Source organism: Paenarthrobacter sp. R1, from assembly GCF_030264015.1.
GTDB classification, from domain to species: Bacteria; Actinomycetota; Actinomycetes; order Actinomycetales; family Micrococcaceae; genus Arthrobacter; species Arthrobacter ureafaciens.
The window spans coordinates 1,480,647-1,501,149 of record NZ_CP127115.1 but is presented as its reverse complement, the minus strand read 5'-3'; the positions used below and the strand labels follow the sequence as shown (position 1 = coordinate 1,501,149).

Sequence of the window (20,503 nt, the reverse complement as noted above, 5' to 3'; positions counted from 1 at the left end):
ACCGCACAAAGAACCCCAGAAAGAACAGGAACAACGTGAGCATTCAGCAGCAGGCCCCATCCGCAACCCTCAAAGTGGGAGTTGTGGGCATCGGTTGGGCCGGCCAGCAGCACCTCAAGGCGTACAACAACATTGAGGGCGTCGAAATCGTGGCCGTCGCCGGGATGGAAGCCGACCTCCTCGCCCAGCTGAAGGACGAATACAACATCCCCCATGCCCTCACCCGGTGGGAGGACATGATCGAGCTCGAAGACCTCGACGCCGTCAGCATCGCCGTGCCCACCTTCCTGCACGCGCCGATCGCCATCGCTTCGCTCGAGCGGGGACTGCATGTGCTGAGCGAGAAGCCAATCGCGCGCAACGCCGTCGAAGGTCAAGCGATGGTGGACGCCGCCCGCAAGGCGGGACGTGTCCTGGACGTTGCGTTCAACCACCGCCGCCGCGGCGACATCCAGGCGCTCAAGCAAGTGATCGACGACGGGACGCTGGGCCGCCCGTACTACGCCAAAGCGTCGTGGCTTCGCCGCCAAGGCATTCCCATGCTCGGCAGTTGGTTCACCAACCCGGCGCTCGCCGGAGGCGGACCGCTGGCTGACATCGGCGTGCACGTGCTGGACTACGCGCTGCACCTGTTGGGCGAGCCGAAGGTCCTGGCGGTTTCCGCCTCGACGCATTCGGAGCTAGGTCCACGTGGCCTCGGCGGCAACGCGCGGTATACGGCGTCGAACTCCAGCCACAAGTTCGAGGTGGAGGACTTCGCCTCCGCGTTCATCCGCCTCGAAGGCGGCGGCACGCTGATTCTTGAAGCGGGTTGGGCCGCGTACCGCGACGAACGGGACCTGATGGACTTCACGGTTTACGGGACCGACGGCGGAGCGGACTTGCGCTCGGTGGGCGCCTCCGAGAACCCCGTCGCAGATGTGCACATCTTCACCGAGAAGGATGGCGAGAACGCCGACTTCGAAGTGGTGGCCGAACCCGGGCGAGCCCACCAGGCCGTCGTCGAAGATTTTGTTGCTGCCGTGCGTGGCGGCGAGACGGTGTGGGGAAGCCACGACGGCTCCCTCGCCCTCAGCCGTGCGCTGGTGCTCGATGCCTGCTACAAGTCCGCCCTGGAACAACGCGAAGTGAGCCTCTGATATGTACGACAAGAAACTGAAGGTAGTTGTCTGGAATGAAGGCGTCCACGAGGCGCGCAACGAGCCCGCCACCATCGGCGAAATGTATCCGGAAGGAATCCACGGCGCCATCGCGGCGGGACTCCGCGGCTTCTACCCCGACTCGGAAATCTCAACGGCAACCCTCGCCGATCCCGAACACGGACTCTCCGAAGAGGTGCTGGAGCAGACCGACGTGCTGCTGTGGTGGGGGCACATTGCCCACGACCAGGTTGCTGACGAGGTAGTTGAACGAGTGCAACGCCATGTGCTCGGTGGCATGGGCCTGATCGTGCTTCACTCCGGGCACTTCTCGAAGATCTTCACGCGTTTGTTGGGAACCACATGCTCTTTGAAGTGGCGCAACGAGGGCGAACGGGAGCTGGTGTGGACAGTCAAGCCTTCGCACCCGATCGCGGCCGGCATTGAAAGCCCTCTCCTGATTCCGCAGCAGGAAATGTACGGGGAGCTCTTCGATATTCCGGAACCCGACGACCTGATTTTCATCAGTTCCTTTGAAGGGGGAGAAGTGTTTCGCTCCGGAGTGACATTCTCGCGGGGCAAGGGACGCATCTTCTACTTCAGCCCGGGCGATCAGGAATACCCGGTGTACCACCAGCCGCAGATCCAGAAAGTGATCGCCAACGGTGTTTCCTGGGCGGCTCAGCCTGGTGTCTTCCGCGAGGCACCCGACGTTTCCAACCCGGCCCGGGGCTGGTTCGAGGCCTAGGCCTTTCCGTACTCACTTCAAAGGAGCAGCAACATGAGCACCTCCCTTCCCGCCGGGCGTCCCTTGGTGACTGGCCGTCCCTTGGGCGTGGCCGCCATCGGGTACGCCTTCATGGGCAAGGCCCACTCCAATGCGTGGCGGAACGTGGCCAGTTTCTTTGAGGTCCCGGCCTTCGAACAGAAAGTGCTGGTTGGCCGGGACGCGGTCCAGGTTGCTTTTGCGGCGGGTAAGTACGGGTGGTCGGAGTCGGCCACCGACTGGCGTTCGGTGATTGAGCGCGACGACATCGACATCGTGGACATCTGCGCACCGGGTTGGATGCACGCCGAGATCGCTATCGCCGCGCTGGAAGCGGGTAAGCACGTGCTCGTGGAGAAGCCGCTGGCCAACACTGTGGATGAGGCCGAGCTGATGGCTTCCGCAGCAGCTTCAGCCCAGGCCCGGGGTGTCCAGTCGATGGTCGGGTTCAACTATCGGCGGGTTCCGGCGCTGGCGTTGGCCCGGGAGTTGATTGCCGAAGGGCGTCTTGGAACTGTGCGGCACGTCCGTGCCGCTTACCTGCAGGACTGGCTGTCCGACGTCGAGTCCCCCATGAGTTGGCGGCTCCGGAAAGAGACGGCCGGCTCCGGCGCCTTGGGGGATATCGCCTCCCACGCGATCGACCAGGTCCAGTTCCTGACCGGTCAGGCCGTGACCGAGGTGACCGGGCGGCTGAGGACTTTCGTTCCCGAGCGCCCGGGCCCCGACGGCATGGAGAAGGTGACAGTAGACGACGCCGCATGGGTCACTTTGGGCCTTGCCGGCGGCCTCAGCGCGTCGGTGGAAGCGTCACGGGTGGCTACCGGACAGAAGAACTCGCTCAAGATTGAAATCTATGGGTCTTTGGGTTCTTTGACCTTCGATCTGGAGAACCTGAACGAGCTCGGCTTCCTGGACGCCACGCTTCCGGTTCGCGAGCAAGGTTTCCGCCGGATCCTGGTGAACGAACTGGAGCATCCGTACTTGGAAGCGTGGTGGCCACAAGGGCACATCATTGGCTGGGAGCACACCTTCACCCACCAGATCCGGGACTTCCTTTGCGCGATCCGGGATGGTGAGGCGCCGTCGCCGTCGTTCGACGACGGGCTGCAGGTTCAGCGGGTGCTGGCTGCGGTGGAGGAATCGGCTGCGAGGAGGAGCATGGTGACGGGAGTTCCGTCTGGCTGCGCATCACCATCACTCTCGATCTGACTGAGCCGAAAGGGTCATTCAGTGTCCCTTCTGGGATGCCGTGCTGGTCAGGGGGCCCGGCCGGGTCCGTTGTCGGGGTGGTTTGGGTTCTGCATCCACGGTGTGGGTGGAATGGCTGCTGGTGGGCCGGCCGGTGCCTGGGCGTAGGCTGCGGGTTGGCGTTGCTTGCGCATGTTCATGATCAGCAGTACGGCCATGCCGACTACGGCCAGAACGAGCACTGCGACGATGGCGATCAGCCACAGGGGGATCCCGGGCGCATCTTGTGTGGTGCTGGTGGGCGCATCGGCGGCCGCTGCCGGCGTCGCGGACGCGGTTGTGGCCTCGGCTAGTTTGACGCCGTTGGAGGTCAGGAAGTCGCGGAGGGTTTGGGTGTCGGTGATGTAGTTCGCTTGCCCTGATCCGCGGGCAACGTAGGCGGAGTTGATGCCGATGACTTCCCCGTCCTCGTTCACCGAGGGGCCGCCTGACATGCCGGGTGTAATGTCGGTGTCGATTTCCGTGCGCGGAACACCCTGGGTTGAGTAGCTGCGTGAGCTGACAGCCCCGGATCGGTAGGACGGCTTTTGCCGTTCAACGTCCGAGGTTGAACCGACGAGGTCGGGGAATCCGACGGACGTGACTTTTTCACGAACTTTCGGTGCCTCAGCACCCAGCGCCAGCGCGGGGGTATCTTTCATGTCGGCAATCCGCAACAGCGCATTGTCGCCTTTCTCGAAGCCTTGCTTGGCGATGAGCTGGGCCGTGATGGCCGTTTTCCCGCTGAGCAGACCACCGTCGATGCCCGAGGGCTGGTCGACCTTGATGAGAGGGTCCGCCAGTGACAAGGGCCAGTCGACGTTTTCGGGTTTCACCCCGGTGAGGCCTTGCTCGTCAATGACTTTGGCGTAAATGCTGGTGTAGAGGGCGTCATCGGCGTCGACGCAATGCCCGGCCGTGGCCACGTGCCCGGTCGTGCTGACAAACCAGCCGGTGCAGAGAGTGACCAGCGTGGTCTTGTAAGTCTCCGTGGTTCCGTCTTTGAAGGGAACCTGCACTGTTGCCGACCACGCTGTATCGACCCACACAATGGATTTGTCGATCGTGTCGGAGTTGACCTCCGCCGTGGCCGGTGCGGCTGCCAGCAGCGGGATCGACAGTGCGGCGGCGAGGGCCAGCGGAGCGGTGTGCTTTTTCTGTGCTTTCCAGGAGGTGCGGGGTGTTTTCATTGAGGGCTTCCTGATGTTCGAATGCTCTGAAATTGTGTGCACCCCAGCCCGTATGTGGAGTGTAGATGAGACTTCCCGGAGGAACCATGCCTCGGAGGTACTCGATTTTGCCCGGGTCCACTACTTGCCCGGGAGGGCCGCTTACCTGCTGGATCGGAGTTGCTACCACGTCTTCTATATGCGGGCGTTCGCCGCGGCCTGCGCCTGCGCGTTAGCGATATGGACGATGGCGGAATGGGCAGCCTTCTATTCGAAAGCGCAAAGCCAGACCGGAGTTACGGACGTACTCTTTCAGAAGGTTGGTACAACGATGAGGATGGTTTTCCTGTCCTGGTTGCGATCAACCTCGACACGGAAAACGAGATATTCGAACTCGACAGCTGGAAAGTCGACTTCTCCCCTCGCGGCCGGATGCCAGAGTCCGCAGCTGAGATCGTTTTCGATCCCACTGAGCTGCAGCAGAGCGGGTATCCCGGGCCGGAGCACATAAACGTCCGTCAGCATGACTCCTAAATCCTGGAGCTCGTGATGCATGGCATCTGAGGGGGTTCTTGGTGGTAGGTTCGCCTCATGATTTCCGAGGACGCCGCATGGGTCACTTTGGGCCGTACCGGCGGCCTCAGCGCGTCGGTGGAAGCGTCACGGGTTGCTGCCGGACAGAAGAAGTCGTTCAAGATTGAAATCTATGGGTCTTTGGGTTCTTTGACCTTCGATCTGGAGAACCTGAACGAGCTCGGCTTCCTGGACGCCACGCTTCCGGTGCGCGAGCAAGGTTTCCGCCGGATCCTAGTGAACGAACCTGAACATCCGTACCTCGAAGGGTGGTGGCCCCAAGGGCACATCATTCGTTGGGAGCACACCTTCACCCACCAGATCCGGGACTTCCTTTGCGACCATTCTGACGTTTTCGCCGCCTCACCGGGCGGTGTTTCCGGGCTGGCAACCGAGCGGCTCCAGATAAGACATCACCAATGACCAGTCAGGCCCATGAGGGCTCCGCAACACCTCAAGACCCCACTACCCGAGACGAGAGCTGCGTCACGTTTCGGGGCGTGCAAACACTAAGACACTGTTAGGGGCAGCAACAAAGCAGTCCCAACTGTTTAAGTGGGGGGTCCAAATGAACAAGAAATCCAGCATTCGCAGTGCCGTTGCGACGACGGCGACACTGCTGTTGGCTACCTCGGGTGTTGCTATCGGCAGCGCCCCTGCACAGGCGGCCTACGACTGCCAGTACACAATGTGTTTGTGGCATGACACGAATTACTGGGGTTACAAGGTTAGCTACAGCGGGTCCGTTAGTTACGTCGGCGCTGCCATGAACGATCAAGCGAGTTCCGTGGACAGCCGGTCCTCCAGGGTCTCCACCCTGTACGCCGACGCGACTGGTCTGGAACATGGCTGCAGCTAGCCCCCGGCGAAGACGTCGGGTATCTCACCAATTATGGTGTGCCGAACAACTGGCCCTACACCTACTCGGATATCATCTCGAGCCTGTCGATGTAGATAAGGCACTGCCGTCCATTGGTGCCCGAACTCTCGGATACACGCAGTCCGAGAATCCGGGCACCAAGTCTTCTTCAATCTGGAAGAGAAAACATGCAGCGACGTCAACTCCTGGCCCTGACCATCGTTTTTACAGCTTCTCTGCAGGGATGTGGTATTAGCTCATCGGAATCGGATATAAACCTCAAGCCGACAAAAGCCACGGCCCTATTGCGTTCAGATATCGAATCTATTGTGTATCCACTTGACAAATATTCAGTTTCTACGGACGAGTTGAACATCATCGAACGAGCTGGAAGCATCAAGATTCAAGAGTGCATGTCTGAAAATGGTTATCCGATTGACCTCATTGGCACTTTCAAAGACAGAATCTCCTCTGCGGAACGTCCCTACGGCATCTGGCTGATGGACACTGCCCAGCAGTTTGCTTATGGGCGCCCGGAACAGGATCTCGGCGCCCCGCAGTTGGAAAGCAAGACACCTGAGTTCAACCACCAGTGGGATTCGTGCCTGAGGGAAGCCATCCCCTCAAGCGACTATGGCGCCGATCGGAACGCCCTGACCATCCAACTGGCTGGAAAAGCGAATTCCGCCGCAAGGAAGGATCCGCAGACTGTGAAACTTATTGAAAAATGGAAATCCTGCCTTCAGTCGCACGGCGGATCGTTCGACGGCACTGATCCTTGGAGCCCAGTCGAGGCAATGGGTGATAAGGAAACAGCTATTCGCATCGCAGTCTCGGACGTGCAGTGCAAGGAGGATATGAACTTCGTTCAGCAGATGGCTGACATCGAATCCTCCTACCAAGCGACCCTGATTAAGGAAAACGAAGCTGGATTGCTGGCCCAGCGTCAAACAATCGAAGAAACACTCAAAGGGGCCACTGAGGTTGTCACTACTTTCTCCGGACGATAGGACCATCGTGTCGGACCGCCCCGGAGTCACCAAGCACGACGCTGCTCCGCCGGTCGACTCGCTGCGACGAATCTTGCACCCCGCAAGGGTCTGGACGTTCTTGGTGATTGTGGTCATGCTGCTCGCTGGCGCGTTTTGGGCTGGCACGTTGGTCAAAGCCCCGAGTGAAGCCGCCCTGAACAATGCCCAGCAATCTGTTCCTGTCACATTCCCCGTATCTATGAAAGTGGTGGACAAGCAACTGGCGCTAAAGGGTGTAGTTGTCCAAGGTCAGGCCACGGCAGTGAACCCGCTGGCGTCTCCAGCCGCTGGGTCTCCAGCCGCTGGCCGGCCAGTCGTCACCAAGCCAGGACCAGGAGCAGGCACGGAAGTGACGCCCGGTTCCTTCCTCGGCGCCATCGGTGGACGGCCGATTTTCCTACTACCGGACTATGTACCATTTTATCGTGACCTCGAAATCGGCGATGCCGGAGATGATGTCGCACAACTGCAGAAAGCTCTTCGGGAAATGGGCTTCAACGCCGTCACCGCAACAGGGAAGTTCGACTCAGTTTCGCGTGATGCCGTAAAGCAGATCTACAAGGGTGATGGCCTTGAGCCCCCTGACAAGCCCGGATTTCGCTGGCAGGACTTTTGGCAGATTCCCGGTAATAAAGGCGTGGTGACGAGTTCCGCTGTTCAGGCATCGTTGATCAACGACACCACGCCGCTCGTAGTGATTCAAACGGCACCGAATGTGATCGTGGCGCGGGCCTCAGTTGTTGACGCGGATGCCCTTATTGTCGGTGACAAAGTTCGCATTTCAATTGGTGGCCAGTCCATAGAGAGCGACGTCCTGTCCGTTGGGGCTTTCACCGAAAAGGTGGGACCCGCCGGGGAAGGTCCTGGAAAGGATGTCACCATATCAGTGCCACGAGAAGGATCGGTCTGGCTGACTCCGGAGAAAGTCGTCAGTGTTCAACGCACAGCAGTTCCCGAACCGAAGCTCGCCGTTCCGCTGGTCGCAATCCAACACGACGCAGTCGGTTCCTTCATCGAGATCGAATTACTTGGAACTGCGACTCAAGAAGCCCCAAGATTCCAAAGGATTGAGGTGTACTACTGATGTGAGACACAGTTTGAAAGGATTGTGCTCATGTCTGCTCGACCTACCTATTCCGATGAGTTCAAGGCCGATGCCGTCGCTTTGGCGGCGTCTTCGGGGCGTCCGTTGCCTGCCGTTGCTGCTGATCTCGGGATCTCGTTGACTGCTCTGAAGCGGTGGATTCGGTTGGCCCGTGAGGCTGATCAGGAAAGCGGTGGCAAGCCCGATGACCCGGTAGATCCGGTGAAATTCAAAGCCATGGAGGCCCGGCTGCGGGAGCTCGAGCGGGAGAATGATTTCCTGAAAAAAGTTTCGGCGTTCTTCGCCAAAGAACAGCGGTAGAAGATCTCTACCGCGTTGTTCAGGAGGAGAACGCCGACTTTCCAGTGGCATGGATGTGCCGGCAGTTGGGGCTTCCACGGGCCTCGTACTACCGGTGGCGGGACGCTGAGGAGACACCGACCGCGGCCCGTCACCGGGACCTGACGGACCAGGTGAGGACCGTCTTCGATTCCTCTGACGGGATCTTCGGTCACCGCATGGTGCATACCAAACTTGTTGCCGCCGGCATCGAGGTGTCGGTGGGCACCGTGGCGGGGATCATGGCTGAGAACGGATGGGCGGCAAAGCGGATGCGCGCCTTCAAGCGCACCACCATAGCCTCGGATCCGGACAAGGTCTTCGCGGACCTCATCGGCCGGGACTTCACGGCAGATGCCCCGGGCACCCGTTTGGTGGGCGATATTACCTACTTGCGGACCGGTGAGGGCTGGCTGTATCTGGCCACCGTCATTGACCTGTGCACCAGGATGGTCGTCGGTTGGGCCATGGCGGACCACATGCGCGCCTCGTTGGTTACCGGGGCCCTGAGGATGGCCAGAGACCGCGGCCACCTGACCCCGAACGCCATCTTTCACAGCGATCGCGGCACGCAGTACACGTCCCGCGAAATGGGCGCCTGGTGCGCCGGAAACAAGATACGCCAATCGATGGGCGCTACCGGGGTGTGTTGGGACAATGCCGTAGCCGAATCGCTGTTCTCATCGCTGAAAAACGAGTTCTACCATCACCACAGCTTCGAGACCCGCCAAGACGCCAGACGGGCCACGATGCGCTATATCGAAGTGTTCTACAACCGCTGGAGGCCTCACACCAACAACAAGGGTCTCCCGCCAGCGACGGCAATGGCCAACTTCACAACCAACAGCCAGCCCCTGCCCGCTGCTGCCTGACCGAAAAGAAACTACCCGGCTGTCTCACATCCTTGACACACCTCAGATCGACATCAGAGTATCGACCCAAGCGGCAGGTTGGGCTGCTGTTGATTCAAGTAGCCCGCTGACCGTTGGTCAACGGGTCCGAGTACCATGACACACATCGGCCCCATGATTGTCATGAAAGCAGCGGGTCTACAGCGCGTCTTCGAGGGAGAAGTTCTGACTGTAGCGCTGCAAGAAGCCAGCTTCACAGTCCGCGCCGGTGAGTTTGTTGCGATCGTAGGGCCTTCCGGATCAGGAAAAAGCACGCTTCTCAACGTTCTGGGGCTTTTGGACAGGCCCACCAAGGGCAGTTATGAGGTTGCCGGACATACGGCTGAGTTGTTGACCGAACATCAACGAAATGACTTGCGGTCAAAAACGATCGGATTCGTCTTCCAAAATTCCTATGTCCTGCCCCATGAGCCTGCAGGGCTGAACGCCGCGCTCGCGTTGCGAATCCAAGGCGTACCTATGTCTCAGCGTACCGCTATGATCTCAAAGGTGATGCTGCAGTTCGGGCTGTCCGACAGGGTGCACGTTCAAGGTCGTTTTCTATCGGGTGGCGAACGCCAGCGGCTGGCAATCGCCCGCGCAATGGCGACCGACCCTCGAATCTTGCTAGCGGATGAACCGACCGGCAACTTGGACTCGGCAAACACCTCGATCGTAATCAGCGACCTCCGCGACATGGCTCGTCGCGGTGTAGCTGTAGTAGTTATTACCCACGACGAGAAGGTTGCCGCCGCTGCTGATCGCCGTCTTTCTCTAATAGACGGCGTGCTCAGTGACGCAACCGTAGACGACGATGTGCTCGCAGATGATGCCTTGGTCCATCACCTCGAAGCAGAAAGCGATTCAACAAGGTCCGGCTCCTGCTTGCTACGCCTGTTCGAGTCCCTTAGCGACGGTCTCAATTCCCTCTCCGCCAAGCCCTTCAGAACGGCCTTGTTACTCATGGCCTTCCTCCTTGGTGCCGGGGGCCTAGTTACGGCTACTGGGCTTACACAAACTACGTCTGCCCAAGTAGCGGAAAGGCTCGATCTCGCTGCGTTGGACGAAATACGGTTCTCTGACAGTCGGCTCCCGGCTGGCATGCTGCCAACTATCGCTGACCGCGAAGCCACTTATGATGCCGTTGACGCTCTAGAGGGAGTTGAGCGCGTGGGACTAACATCTCTAATCGCTCCCGCGGACGCTCCAATTTCACGCTCAAGTTCCTCAACCACCTTCTTCAACGGCCCTATAGAGGTCGCCGACGCCAACAGGCTGGAGATCCTTGACGCAAGGCTGACCCCTATTACGGCGGTGGCTAATTTGTCGGCCTACCCGGATATGCCAGCAGCCGTGATTGGGGCGAAGGCTGCTGCAGTAATAGGGATTGAGAGGGCTGCGCCAGGTGTCGTTATTTGGGTTAGAGGAAGCCCGGTCCCCGTTTTGGCAGTCATTGAGAGCAGTGAACGGGACCCCGCAGCCGAAGACAAAGTCTTTTTGAATCCGACAGCCGCCTCAAGTATCAAGAACTTGCAACCTACATACGTTGCCAGAACCAAACCGGGCTATCCAGCGCCCTTGAGCGACGCTCTTCCCTTGGTCTTGAGTCCGGATAACCCTGGCTCAATCAACGTCCAGACAATAGCCGATCTGAGAAATTTGAAGACGGGCGTTAGCAGTGAACTCGGGCTGATGGTGGGCCTCATATCAGTGGTTCTCCTGGTCTTGGCTTCACTGACCGCGGCGACGGCCATGTACTTGTCCGTTCAAGCCCGCTCCGGAGAAGTAGCTCTTCGGCGTGCTCTCGGCGCCAGCAAATGGTCGATTGCACGCATGTTTATTTTCGAAGGAATCGCTGTGGGCTTTGCAGGAGGGCTGGCCGGGAGTGTGCTAGGCATTGGCGCAGTTATTGCCATATCAGCCGTCAGTGGGTGGTCGCCCGTTATAACTCCCTTCATGCCCGTCATCGGTATGGGCGTTGGGGCGCTGACCGGAGCTGTTTCAGCGACGTACCCTGCCCTTGTGGCGGCTCACTCTGATCCAGCAATAGCTTTGCGAAGCTAGCGCTTTCCTACGATCATCTAAGCAACCCGCCACTTCCGGCCACCACCGCGAACACGTCCGTCTTTTCTGGTCTTCTACTCCCAGTGGAGACATCGAAAAGTTGCGCTCCAAGGCGAACGAGACCCATCCACATTAAGACAATTCATTGGATGAAAACCTCACAACCACGTAAAGTCCCCTGGATGGGGAAGACAAAACCGGGCCGCACCGCTCTGGCGATTGCCGCCGTCGTACTTGCTGCTCTGGCGGGTTGCGCCGAAGCGCCGGCCACAACCACGCCAAGCAGCGGCAGTCCTACGCCAACGGCAGCCTGCCCGACCACCGGGACGGAGCCCCAGCAAGCCAATTGCATCGCCTACGACGGCGACACCGCCATGGCCCAGAACGAGATGTATCGGCAGCGGCGGAAGCTCACCCCTGAGATGCTGACGCAGCTTAACCAGCACGTCGAGCCCGCAAGAAAGGCGCTCGCGGCAGTACCCCGGCCGGTCACCGGCGACGACGTCGAAGCGGCGCTGACCAGTATCGACCTGACGGACATACGAACCGACGACGGCGGAAAGGGCGTCAGGTTTGGTGCGGCGGTCCGCAGCGGCGGCTGCATCTACGGTTTCATGCCGAACGACGGAGAACCGGAGTTGGCGACCGGTGGCCCCATCATGGACGGTGGTTGCCTGGAGATGATCGGCCACTAGACCGGGCCAAAACCCACCACCTAGACCACCCGCTTCCACCACCTAGATCGGCCCGTCCACCACCTAATTTGCTCCGGATCACCACCTAATTTGGTTCCGCCCGATCGTGGAGCCCGTCCACGCCCATAGTGTCCTTTTCAGGAACGAGCCCGTCCGGGTCGCTCCAGCGGAACATGGACAACTATTGGGGGTTGGAATTGGCGCTGAGTCAGCAACAAGCCATCGCGGCGGCTGTAGATCAATGGGTTACAGGAATTCCGGGACGGATCCCGGGCCACACCGTATTCGTGGAAAACGCGGGGCATTCTTCCTATGCGAAGGAGATCGCAGAGGACGGCTCGGTGGTCCTGGTGATTGATGGCGACGCCGACGATCCGGACCTGGTCACCGTCAAGGGCCGTTATGACGAGTCAGGCGAAGAACTCCTGGTGGACGGATCCCTGAGCATCGAAATTCAGGACTACCTGGCCGTCCCGTTCATCAGCCTTGTGGGTCCTACAGTCATTCGCTTCGCAGGCCAGGATGACTGGCAGTCGTTCTTCGACGACGCCGATGAAGCCCGCAGCTCCGGCCACTTTGTCCGCCAACTCACCGAAGTCAACGCGGTACTGTCTGAGCGTGCCCTGCTTGCCGGGCACGGAAACGCAGACTCGACGCTGGCCAGGATCCACATCACCGCCAACGGGACCATCCTCAACGGGCCCAGTGGAACCGTGATCGGCTGGGTCGGCGATGAACTGCAGGACATCCGGGCCAGAGCGATGCCGCTCAAGCCCGAGTCCTCGATAGCCTCCCTGACCCACGCCCCTGAGGTCGTGGCGGCCCTCAACAACAGACCATGGGTTCCGCGCTACTTGGCCGCGCTGGATGCGTGGAAGTTCATCGGTCCAGAGCAACGCGCTGGCACCCGCCTGGTGGGCTTCGGGTTGAGTCTGTACGGTGCCCCCGACAGCCACGGCCTTCCGCTGCCCAATGCTCCTTTCATCCTGGAACGGGAGGGGGAATACAAGCTTCTTGATACCACCGCCGGGAGGGTCTTCACCATCGGCCGGGACGCTGCCGTCCTCATTGAAGCCATCTCCAACCTGAGGGGCGTGGAGGCTGCCGCAGGCGTCGCCGCAGTCTCCATGGGCATACCCCCGGAGCTCGCGAAATCATCGGCGGAAGCCGTCGTGGAGCAGCTGGGCCACCTCGGAATCGATCTCCTGGGCGGCCACTGATGACCCGAACAAGCCTTCCCCTCTGGGTGCCCTTGGTGGAGCAGCGGGACTTCAATCCTGACACCCATACGGCAGTAGCCGCCGACGGCGTTCACGTCACCTTTAGGGACGGCCAACGCCGGCTTTGCGCGAAAAGCGGGCTCTGGAACGCCAACCTGGGATTTGGAAACCGGGCGATCGCCAAAGCAGTGGCCGCAGCACTGGAGAGTGCGTCCTACCTGCCGCTGTTCCGCAGCGCACACACCCACGCCATTGAGGCCGCCGAAGCACTGCTGCAGCTTCCGGCACACCCCTTTGGGAAAGTCATTTTCTCAACCTCCGGAAGTGCCGCCAACGATGCCGTCATGAAGCTGGCCAGGCAGTACTGCATATTGATCGGTGAACCCGAGCGGAAACTGATTGTCGGCTTGAGAGGCAGCTACCACGGTCTGACGTATGGCAGCCAGGGCCTCAGCGGGGACGATCTTGGGCAGCCCCTCTATGGCGTGGACACCCGCAACATCCGCCACATCAGGTTTGATGACGGCGGAGCCGAGCTGGAGAACCTGATGCGTCGGGAGGGCCACCGTGTGGCAGCCGTTGTAGTAGAACCTGTGCTTGGCTCCGGAGCCGAGGCCGTACCCGCAGACTTCATCACGGCCCTCCTTGCACACAGGGAGGAACGGGGCTTCCTGCTGGTGGCCGACGAGGTAGCGACGGGTTTCGGCCGGATACACTCCTGGTTCGTTACGGACGAATGGCCGGAAGCGCCGGATGTCATCGTCACATCAAAAGGCCTCACCAACGGGACCAGTGCCTGTGCTGCACTCCTGGTGGGCACCAAAGTCACGGAGACGTTTGACCACACCGGAACGGTCTTCGTCCACGGTGAAACCCAAGCCGGCACACCTGCCGCCTGCGCAGCGATTCTTGCCACGATTGGGGAAATGGCATGGGTGGGCCATGAAAGGCTCACCCGCAACGTCAGCGTGGGGCTCTATGAACTGATTCGAGACCTCCAGGGCATCGACGGAGTTGGCGAATCAACCGGCCGTGGATGCATGCGGGGCCTCAAGCTGTACTCGGACACCGGGGTGCCGCTCCACACACGTGCGACGCTCGCCGTCGTAAATCGCATCCATGGCGCTGGCGCCATTGTGCAGCCTGGCCCCGGACGCATCCAGCTCCTTCCGGCCCTGACCTATACGGAGGAGGACTTCCAGGAGCTCCACGCTGCTATCGCGCAAGGAATCCTTGAAGCTCGCAGGGACGGGGTCTTCGCATGATCGCAGATAGAACGTGGAAGACACGTTGCGTCATCCTGGGGTCCGGAATGAGCCCTAAATACGTGGGTTCATTGACCCGCGGACGTGTCGGATTGGTGGTCGACGCAGCGCTCGCCGCGCATCAAAGCACGTTGTTGGAAGGTGACCTCCGGGGAGTGGCTGTCCTGGCACTGGATGCAGTTCCCGTCAATGTAGTGACGCTGCGTGAGGTGGTGGGGTTCATCCAGGAACACCGGCTGGACACAGTGGTGGCGCTGGGCGGCGGATCAATTATGGACGCGGCCAAGCTCGCAGCCATGTTCTCCGCCGACCCAAGCCTGGCCATTTTCGTGGAACGCCACGTCAAGCGCTCCGGACTCTTGGTGCTGCCGCCCGTTCCCTACACAAGCAAACGACCTAAAACCGTTCTCCTCCCGTCCACAGTGGGAACCGGCGCGGAAGCCAGCGCGGTTGCGTGCCTGGACACCGTCGTCGGGCGCCGCCTGCTGGCGTCACCCCAGCTGGCCGGAGACGTAGCAGTGCTCGACGCCGGCCACCTCGCCACCCTGCCGCGGAGCCTGGTACTGGAAGGACTATTGGAAGCCTTCCTGCGTGTGGCCGGAACCATGGCGGGGAGCACGGCCAGCATGTTCGACGACGACGGTCACCACCTCCTGGCGCGGATCGTTCGCTTAGGGGAACAACTGAGGAAAGAGGACTCGCCCGAGGATCGCCTGCTTGCTGCCCGGCTGAGTATGGAAACCCACACCGGCTGGTCGTTGACGGGACGCAACCCATACGGCGCCAAGCATTGGTACGTGGCCAACGAACTGGCCTACCTGACCGGCGCCCGGAAGATGGCTGCAACCGCGCCACTGATTGCGCCCATCTGGGAGGAAATCGAGCGGGGCAATTTCCCGTGGGGTGACGCCGACCGGCTTCGCAGGCTTTGGTCGGCGGCAAACAGCGAAGAAGCCTTCGACGTGCGTCCCTCCAAAGGTATTGCCGAACTCATTCACCAGTGGGACATCCCGAGGTTGAGCGGCTGCAGCGAAGGAACCATCAAGGATGCCTCCACTGCCGCCGTCCGTAACTGGGGCGGAGTGCTCCCCATGCTTCGCGGCATTGGCGCGGTCCAAATCCAACACGTCCTGCGCGCAGCTCTCACCTGAGCCGCGCCCCACTGCTTACCGCTCGGCACCTGCGGTAAGGCACTACCCACCGGCAAGGGAAAGGAGGTGACTACATGATCAGCACTGCACACAGGCCCTTGGATCTTGGGATTCAGGAGCTGGAAACCATCGCTGTACCGGATGACTGGAGCGAAAGGATCCACGGCATCACCGTTGGCCTGGCCATCATCACCATCACCGTCGGCATCACCTGAGATCCCGTCAACTCAGCTGGCACCCCGTCCAACAAGCACAGAAGGAGGTGAACATGCAGAAGCAACTCAATCTTTCCATCCAAGAGCTTGAGGCCTTGGACACCCCTGACTTCAACAACTGGTTTATCGGCGTATCCCAGGGAGTGGCCCTGGGACTCATCGCCGTCGGCATCACCTAGCCAATGGCGACTTCATTAGCCGCAAGCAACAGAAAGGAGGCAGGCATGACACTTCAACTCCAGGTCGAAGAACTCGAGAACCTCGACACCCCGGATGAAACCCCCTGGTACATGCGCGTTGGTGACGTGATCATCATCGCCGGCGTCGTCGTCGCAATCGCGACGACCTAGCCACCCCCAAGCCGCGCACGCGGGTGGTTTCCTTCCTCGACTGCCCGCGTGCGCTCCCACCACCTGCCCAAGGACACTCTGATGAACCCCGCTCCTGACAAAACCGCAGACGCCATCCTTCGCATCCTTGGACATATGGACCCGCCTGAGGACCTTTACAGCGTCTCCGGCTCGCGCCTCTATGACCAGATCACCGAGAACGACCTCACGGAACTGCCTGAAATCCAAGCCGCCGCACGCAGGACCACGGGCCCCATTCTGGAACTGGCGGCCGGATCAGGGCGCATCACGCGTGCCCTGTTGCCGCTGGGACGTCCGGTCACCGCCGTCGACTCCTCTCCGGAGATGCTGGAGATGCTCCGCGCGAAAATCCGTACCATGGCCTTCAACCCGCGGCAGGCGGAGGTGGAACTGCTGAACGGTGACATGTCCCGGTTGGAGTTCGACGGCGGTTACGGTTGCGTCGTGCTCGGTGCCAGTTCCGTGACTCTCCTGGACAGGGAAGAACGCAGACAATTATTCCGGGCGGTCCGCACCGCGATGAGTCCCGGTGGCCGTTTCCTGCTCACAGTCCTCAACGCGGACAGTCACCAAGGCGCGGCACACTACGACGGCGAACCAACAGTTTCGGCCCTGGGGGAGGACGCCTTCCTGATCACCGCAGAAAGCAGGGACGCCGTCAACGGCTCCCGCCGCGTGACCATGATTCATGTTCGCTTCAACGAAGGCGGGACCTATCGGTCATCCGCGTACGCAAGCGACGTCGCCTTTGTCAGCAACGCGTTGATCGAGGAAGAAATCCTGGGTGAGGGCCTGAAGGTCCTTGAACGCAGGCCCGTCCGCATCGCCAACCCGAATCCCGCGTTGAAAGACATCGAGCTTTGGGTGTGTGGACTGTGAACCTGGACCCCATACTGACCCTCGACCCCGCGCTGGGGCTGGTCTCCGAGTCCACGGTGTACCCGCCCAACGACGTCGGACTCTGGCGGACCGTGGCGATGCTCGCCAACGGCGAGATCACCGAACAAGGGTTCGCCTCCGCCGTCGGGGCTTTCGATGTCAGCCGACGGCGGTCGCTGATGAGGGGCGCCGGCGAGGCCGTGGAGCGTTACGCGTTGGTGCCTGCGTCAGCCGATGCCGATCATCTGCACGTGCAGAACGACGTTGGGCGGCGGATCGACTTTATTACCGGAGGGCTGGGCCGCGCTTCAGCGCTTGCCTGTGATCTTCCTTGGTACCGCGCTACGAATCTGCTCACCGGGGGAGAGTCCCGGGTTCCGGGTCCGGTTGTTGATTATTGCCCCGGCGCTTCCACGGTCTCCGAATGGGACCGGTTGTTTGACCCCTCGCCCAACGGTGCTGCTTCGGGGCCTTCCCAGTCCTTCGCCCAGGCATCCGGCCTGGCGGAGGTCATTGAGCGGGATGCGTTCCTGACTTCCTGGTACTCCGGGGCGCCCCTCCAGAAGATAGATATTCGCAGCCTGCCGGAATCACCCATGGCCAGGAACTTCGCGGAGCTGACGGAAGCAGCGTTGGCCCAGGGCGTGGTGTTCACCCTGGCCCTTGTCCCGACCGCGGCACCCCTGGTGGTTGCTGCCTGCTTCGTCATCGGCGTCAACGAATCAGCTCCCTTCGGGGCAGTCGGACTCAAAGCGGCCGCCGGTCCAGGTTCAGCGCTGCTGGGAGCCATGCAGGAGGGATTGCAGATACGGGAGCTGTTCCTGTCGAGACGCCCTTCATCTGACGCCGGCGGTTCGGTCACCGATGACGCCTCGCGTGCGGACTTTTGGAATGCCGCTTCAGCAGTTGCACGGCTGGAGGAATGGGTCGGTTCCTTTCCGCTGACTCCGATTCCTGAAGGGTTCGACGTGTCCGAGGTTAGCGACCTGGCGACGTACTTTGCCGGCCGGAACATCAGCCCTCAATGGGTGGACTTGTCCCATAGGCTGCCTGCCGCCATCAGGAACCACGGTTGGCATACGGGCAAAGTGGTGTGTCCCGGTGCCGTGCAACTGTCCATGGACGAAACCAAAAGTTTGGCCCCACAGCGGCCAGGTTTCGTCCGCTCGCAAACCATGCCTCATCCGCTGATATGAGGGACGCAAGGAATCGCACCACGGCCGCGCCACAGTGGCCGGTCCGGCTGGTGTCCCATGCTTCCATTGAGCCACCCGTAGACAACGCCGGCCCATGGATTGTGGCCCTCGACGGAGTGCCGAGGGCACGGATCTCGCAGGACGTGGCGTCTGTGCTCAAGGAACTGGACGGTGAAAAGGACGCCGGTCAGATAGCACTGACGTTGGGTGCTCCCTGGACTGCGTCTGATGTGGGAAGCGTGGTGGAGCGAGTTGCGCCGACCGGAATTTTCGACGCCGGATCACGGAGAAACGCACCGCGAAGAGTCCAGTTCCGTGCCCCTCTGACAGTTCAACTGACGCTGTTCGATCCAAGCAGCGTGCTCCTTGCCCTCCATCCCGTTGTGACGTTCCTGCTCCGCAGGGGGTCGTTGGCGCTGCTGGCCATCTCCCTTCTGGGCGGACTCCTCGTGGTGAGCTCTACCGGGACGGACATTGTGAGGCTTTTTTCGTCACCGCTTCCCCTGGCAACGTACCTTGGCGTGGCGGCAGCAATGTTTGCCTCGACCCTGCTCCATGAGCTCGGCCACGGCTTGGCGCTGTCCTACTTTGGGGGCAAACCCCGACGCATCGGCATCATGCTCTTCTACCTGTCTCCGGCGTTCTTCTGCGATGTCACCGATGGCTGGCGGCTCGCCTCCAGGAAACAACGCGTGATGGTGGCCCTGGCCGGTCCTTTGGTTCACGTTGGATTGGGTAGCTTGGCGCTGTGTGGCCAGGCCTTCATGGCAACTTCTCCGCTCAAGGATGGCCTGCTCCTCTACGGAGTGCTTTGTTATACGGTCGCCGTTCTAAACCTCTTCCCGTTCATCAAACTGGACGGATACGTGGCCCTGATGTCGGCACTGGACATACCCCATCTGCGTCGTATGTCTCTGGCTGCTGCCGAGGAAATCGTGGGCCGCTTCGCTCTTGGCACCACCGTGAAAGTGCCGCGCCCCGGCTTCCTCGCGCTCTTCGGACTAGCCAGTTTCGCCGCTGGAATCTTCTTTGTGGTGGTCGGTTTCCAACGCCTTGTTCCGGTCTTCCTGCAGTTCGGAATGGCGGGTCATGCAGCGGTGGCCTTGCTCATCGGACTCCTGGCAATACTGGCGGTCAAGGGCATCGTCCGGTTCTTCCGAACTGCCGCCGCGAATGGCAGCACCCTTTGGCGTCGGACCTTGGCCTTGCTCCTTGGCGTTGGTTTGACGTCGGCCGTGCTCGCCACCGTCCCCGTTTCATCTGTTCAAGCAGCGGGGTATTCGTTGGAAGCAGGGCAGTTGAGCATCGTTTTTCCCAAGGACTCAAAGTTACCGTCGATCGAAGCCGGGGACAGGGTCAGCCTGCAGGCGCAAGGAACAGTAGTCCACACAGAACTGGGCCTGGCCACTGTAGGTTCGCTGCCGCCGTCGGAAGCCAACGCCCCACTGGAGAGCATTGCGCCGGTGACCCTGCCGGGCATAACCGTTCCAGTCATTGCCTACGACGCCGAGATCCGGGCTGCGCATGCTGACCTGCCCGCCCATGGTCGCGCCGAGGTGACCAGCAACGTCAGAACCACCTTGGGGGAGTACCTCTGGAATGCAGTGACGTCATCTCCCCTGTGGCCGGGGAACGCGGGGAAGGAAAACAGATGACAATTCATGCGAGTTTTCACGGATTCACCAAATGGCGTGGAACGCAGCTTGCTGTCGAGGACCTCACCTTCGATGTTCCCGCCGGCTGTGTCGTGGGGCTGATCGGCCCCAATGGCGCCGGAAAGAGCACTGCGCTCGCAGGACTCACGGGCCTTCTGGATCCGACATCCGGCAATGCCAAGGTGTTCGGTACCGACTATCGCTCGCTGGACAGGCCGGCCCGCAGAATCGGCGTCAATTTGGACGGAATGGACGTGGAAGACGGACTGACCGGCCGGCGCCACCTCCGTATCTGCCAGATGGCCGCCGGGGTTGGCAAGGAGGACGTGGAACGCGTCCTTGCCCAAGTGGACCTGACGGCGCAGGCCAACAGGAAGGTCAAGGACTACTCACTGGGCATGAAGCAGCGGCTGGGGATCGCTTCGGCATTGATTGGCAACCCGGAACTCTTGGTATTGGACGAACCGGCAAACGGATTGGACCCCGAAGGTATCCACTGGCTGCGAGGGTTCCTCAGGGACTTTGCTTCCACTGGTGGGAGCGTCCTTGTCTCAAGCCATCAGCTGCTGGAACTGGAGCAAGTTGCCGACGAGGTAGTGGTCCTGAAACGGCGGATGTTGTTTCAGGGATCCCTCGACGAGGCAAAACGTGTGGGGAACGGAAGCCTTGAGGCTGCCTACTTCAGGATCCTGGAGGGTGCGCCGTGATGGGC

The 20,503-nt window shown here is 60.8% G+C and carries 21 protein-coding genes and 2 pseudogenes; 22 read left to right on the top strand and 1 reads right to left on the bottom strand.

Annotation, left to right across the window (positions count from 1 at the left end; translation table 11 throughout):
* Positions 1-35: 35 nt before the first annotated feature.
* From QN084_RS07260 to QN084_RS07250, 3 genes are read left to right on the top strand one after another with little or no spacing between them, the layout of a single operon-like run.
* Positions 36-1,139, top strand: coding sequence for a Gfo/Idh/MocA family protein (locus tag QN084_RS07260; protein ID WP_062098012.1), 1,104 nt, complete (start codon positions 36-38; stop codon positions 1,137-1,139).
* 1 nt (position 1,140) lies between these two features.
* A complete protein-coding gene (locus tag QN084_RS07255) occupies positions 1,141-1,887 on the top strand; it encodes a ThuA domain-containing protein (protein WP_069696729.1) in 747 nt (248 codons plus the stop codon).
* A gap of 33 nt (positions 1,888-1,920) precedes the next feature.
* Positions 1,921-3,117: a Gfo/Idh/MocA family protein gene (locus QN084_RS07250; protein WP_069696728.1), complete on the top strand. Its 1,197-nt coding sequence runs from the start codon at positions 1,921-1,923 to the stop codon at positions 3,115-3,117.
* 47 nt (positions 3,118-3,164) lie between these two features.
* On the opposite strand, the gene QN084_RS07245 is transcribed toward QN084_RS07250, so the two are convergent.
* Positions 3,165-4,325: a trypsin-like peptidase domain-containing protein gene (locus QN084_RS07245; RefSeq protein WP_062098006.1), complete on the bottom strand. Its 1,161-nt coding sequence runs from the start codon at positions 4,323-4,325 to the stop codon at positions 3,165-3,167.
* Between the two features lie 219 nt (positions 4,326-4,544).
* Here QN084_RS07245 and QN084_RS24155 point away from each other — a divergent pair, with 219 nt between their 5' ends.
* From QN084_RS24155 to QN084_RS07155, 19 genes and pseudogenes are all read left to right on the top strand, one after another.
* A complete protein-coding gene (locus QN084_RS24155; RefSeq protein WP_374978451.1) occupies positions 4,545-4,838 on the top strand; it encodes a DUF6984 family protein in 294 nt (97 codons plus the stop codon).
* A 66-nt stretch (positions 4,839-4,904) separates the two neighbouring features.
* A pseudogene (locus tag QN084_RS07235) lies at positions 4,905-5,300 on the top strand (gfo/Idh/MocA family oxidoreductase); the annotation flags it as partial.
* A 145-nt stretch (positions 5,301-5,445) separates the two neighbouring features.
* Positions 5,446-5,736, top strand: coding sequence for a peptidase inhibitor family I36 protein (locus tag QN084_RS24025; protein WP_069696725.1), 291 nt, complete (start codon positions 5,446-5,448; stop codon positions 5,734-5,736).
* A 188-nt stretch (positions 5,737-5,924) separates the two neighbouring features.
* Entirely contained in the window at positions 5,925-6,746 is an 822-nt protein-coding gene (locus QN084_RS07230) for a hypothetical protein (protein WP_139126919.1), read from the top strand.
* Positions 6,747-6,849: 103 nt separating this feature from the next.
* A complete protein-coding gene (locus QN084_RS07225; protein ID WP_352231365.1) occupies positions 6,850-7,851 on the top strand; it encodes a peptidoglycan-binding domain-containing protein in 1,002 nt (333 codons plus the stop codon).
* Between the two features lie 30 nt (positions 7,852-7,881).
* Complete coding sequence (locus tag QN084_RS07220; RefSeq protein ID WP_062098648.1) at positions 7,882-8,172, top strand: transposase; 291 nt, start codon at positions 7,882-7,884, stop codon at positions 8,170-8,172.
* A 35-nt stretch (positions 8,173-8,207) separates the two neighbouring features.
* Positions 8,208-9,062 (top strand): annotated as a pseudogene (locus QN084_RS07215) (IS3 family transposase); the annotation flags it as partial.
* Positions 9,063-9,197: 135 nt separating this feature from the next.
* Positions 9,198-11,144 (top strand): ABC transporter ATP-binding protein/permease, encoded by a 1,947-nt coding sequence (locus QN084_RS07210; RefSeq protein ID WP_083261907.1) that lies wholly within the window; start codon positions 9,198-9,200, stop codon positions 11,142-11,144.
* A 182-nt stretch (positions 11,145-11,326) separates the two neighbouring features.
* Positions 11,327-11,839, top strand: coding sequence for a hypothetical protein (locus tag QN084_RS07205; protein ID WP_069696145.1), 513 nt, complete (start codon positions 11,327-11,329; stop codon positions 11,837-11,839).
* Positions 11,840-12,012: 173 nt separating this feature from the next.
* Complete coding sequence (gene mpaB, locus QN084_RS07200) at positions 12,013-13,059, top strand: daptide biosynthesis RiPP recognition protein (RefSeq protein ID WP_259362700.1); 1,047 nt, start codon at positions 12,013-12,015, stop codon at positions 13,057-13,059.
* On the top strand, positions 13,059-14,324 hold the full coding sequence (mpaD, locus tag QN084_RS07195) for a daptide-type RiPP biosynthesis aminotransferase (protein WP_069696144.1): 1,266 nt from the start codon (positions 13,059-13,061) through the stop codon (positions 14,322-14,324). Before mpaB ends, mpaD begins: the two co-directional genes overlap by 1 nt.
* A 47-nt stretch (positions 14,325-14,371) precedes the next feature.
* A complete protein-coding gene (gene mpaC, locus QN084_RS07190; protein WP_228145601.1) occupies positions 14,372-15,475 on the top strand; it encodes a daptide-type RiPP biosynthesis dehydogenase in 1,104 nt (367 codons plus the stop codon).
* A gap of 74 nt (positions 15,476-15,549) precedes the next feature.
* Positions 15,550-15,690, top strand: a complete 141-nt coding sequence (locus QN084_RS07185) for a hypothetical protein (protein ID WP_021473492.1) — start codon at positions 15,550-15,552, stop codon at positions 15,688-15,690.
* A gap of 53 nt (positions 15,691-15,743) precedes the next feature.
* Complete coding sequence (locus tag QN084_RS07180) at positions 15,744-15,869, top strand: daptide-type RiPP (RefSeq protein WP_021473491.1); 126 nt, start codon at positions 15,744-15,746, stop codon at positions 15,867-15,869.
* A 45-nt stretch (positions 15,870-15,914) separates the two neighbouring features.
* Entirely contained in the window at positions 15,915-16,040 is a 126-nt protein-coding gene (locus tag QN084_RS07175) for a daptide-type RiPP (protein ID WP_021473490.1), read from the top strand.
* Between the two features lie 81 nt (positions 16,041-16,121).
* On the top strand, positions 16,122-16,940 hold the full coding sequence (mpaM, locus tag QN084_RS07170; RefSeq protein ID WP_062098001.1) for a daptide-type RiPP biosynthesis methyltransferase: 819 nt from the start codon (positions 16,122-16,124) through the stop codon (positions 16,938-16,940).
* A complete protein-coding gene (locus tag QN084_RS07165; RefSeq protein WP_069696143.1) occupies positions 16,937-18,136 on the top strand; it encodes a YcaO-like family protein in 1,200 nt (399 codons plus the stop codon). Before mpaM ends, QN084_RS07165 begins: the two co-directional genes overlap by 4 nt.
* A gap of 50 nt (positions 18,137-18,186) precedes the next feature.
* Entirely contained in the window at positions 18,187-19,791 is a 1,605-nt protein-coding gene (gene mpaP, locus QN084_RS07160) for a daptide biosynthesis intramembrane metalloprotease (RefSeq protein ID WP_228145600.1), read from the top strand.
* On the top strand, positions 19,788-20,498 hold the full coding sequence (locus QN084_RS07155) for an ABC transporter ATP-binding protein (RefSeq protein ID WP_069696141.1): 711 nt from the start codon (positions 19,788-19,790) through the stop codon (positions 20,496-20,498). The genes mpaP and QN084_RS07155 overlap by 4 nt, the downstream gene beginning before the upstream one ends.
* Positions 20,499-20,503 lie beyond the last annotated feature (5 nt).

Bases quoted from the DNA above. Each gene is read 5' to 3' on its own strand.
- QN084_RS07255 (WP_069696729.1), top strand. From the start codon at position 1,141: ATGTACGACAAGAAACTGAAGGTAGTTGTCTGGAATGAAGGCGTCCAC.
- QN084_RS07250 (WP_069696728.1), top strand. From the start codon at position 1,921: ATGAGCACCTCCCTTCCCGCCGGGCGTCCCTTGGTGACTGGCCGTCCC.
- QN084_RS07245 (WP_062098006.1), bottom strand. From the start codon at position 4,325: ATGAAAACACCCCGCACCTCCTGGAAAGCACAGAAAAAGCACACCGCT.
- QN084_RS24155 (WP_374978451.1), top strand. From the start codon at position 4,545: ATGGACGATGGCGGAATGGGCAGCCTTCTATTCGAAAGCGCAAAGCCA.
- QN084_RS24025 (WP_069696725.1), top strand. From the start codon at position 5,446: ATGAACAAGAAATCCAGCATTCGCAGTGCCGTTGCGACGACGGCGACA.
- QN084_RS07230 (WP_139126919.1), top strand. From the start codon at position 5,925: ATGCAGCGACGTCAACTCCTGGCCCTGACCATCGTTTTTACAGCTTCT.
- QN084_RS07220 (WP_062098648.1), top strand. From the start codon at position 7,882: ATGTCTGCTCGACCTACCTATTCCGATGAGTTCAAGGCCGATGCCGTC.
- QN084_RS07210 (WP_083261907.1), top strand. From the start codon at position 9,198: ATGACACACATCGGCCCCATGATTGTCATGAAAGCAGCGGGTCTACAG.
- QN084_RS07205 (WP_069696145.1), top strand. From the start codon at position 11,327: ATGGGGAAGACAAAACCGGGCCGCACCGCTCTGGCGATTGCCGCCGTC.
- mpaB (WP_259362700.1), top strand. From the start codon at position 12,013: ATGGACAACTATTGGGGGTTGGAATTGGCGCTGAGTCAGCAACAAGCC.
- mpaD (WP_069696144.1), top strand. From the start codon at position 13,059: ATGACCCGAACAAGCCTTCCCCTCTGGGTGCCCTTGGTGGAGCAGCGG.
- mpaC (WP_228145601.1), top strand. From the start codon at position 14,372: ATGAGCCCTAAATACGTGGGTTCATTGACCCGCGGACGTGTCGGATTG.
- QN084_RS07185 (WP_021473492.1), top strand. From the start codon at position 15,550: ATGATCAGCACTGCACACAGGCCCTTGGATCTTGGGATTCAGGAGCTG.
- QN084_RS07180 (WP_021473491.1), top strand. From the start codon at position 15,744: ATGCAGAAGCAACTCAATCTTTCCATCCAAGAGCTTGAGGCCTTGGAC.
- QN084_RS07175 (WP_021473490.1), top strand. From the start codon at position 15,915: ATGACACTTCAACTCCAGGTCGAAGAACTCGAGAACCTCGACACCCCG.
- mpaM (WP_062098001.1), top strand. From the start codon at position 16,122: ATGAACCCCGCTCCTGACAAAACCGCAGACGCCATCCTTCGCATCCTT.
- QN084_RS07155 (WP_069696141.1), top strand. From the start codon at position 19,788: ATGACAATTCATGCGAGTTTTCACGGATTCACCAAATGGCGTGGAACG.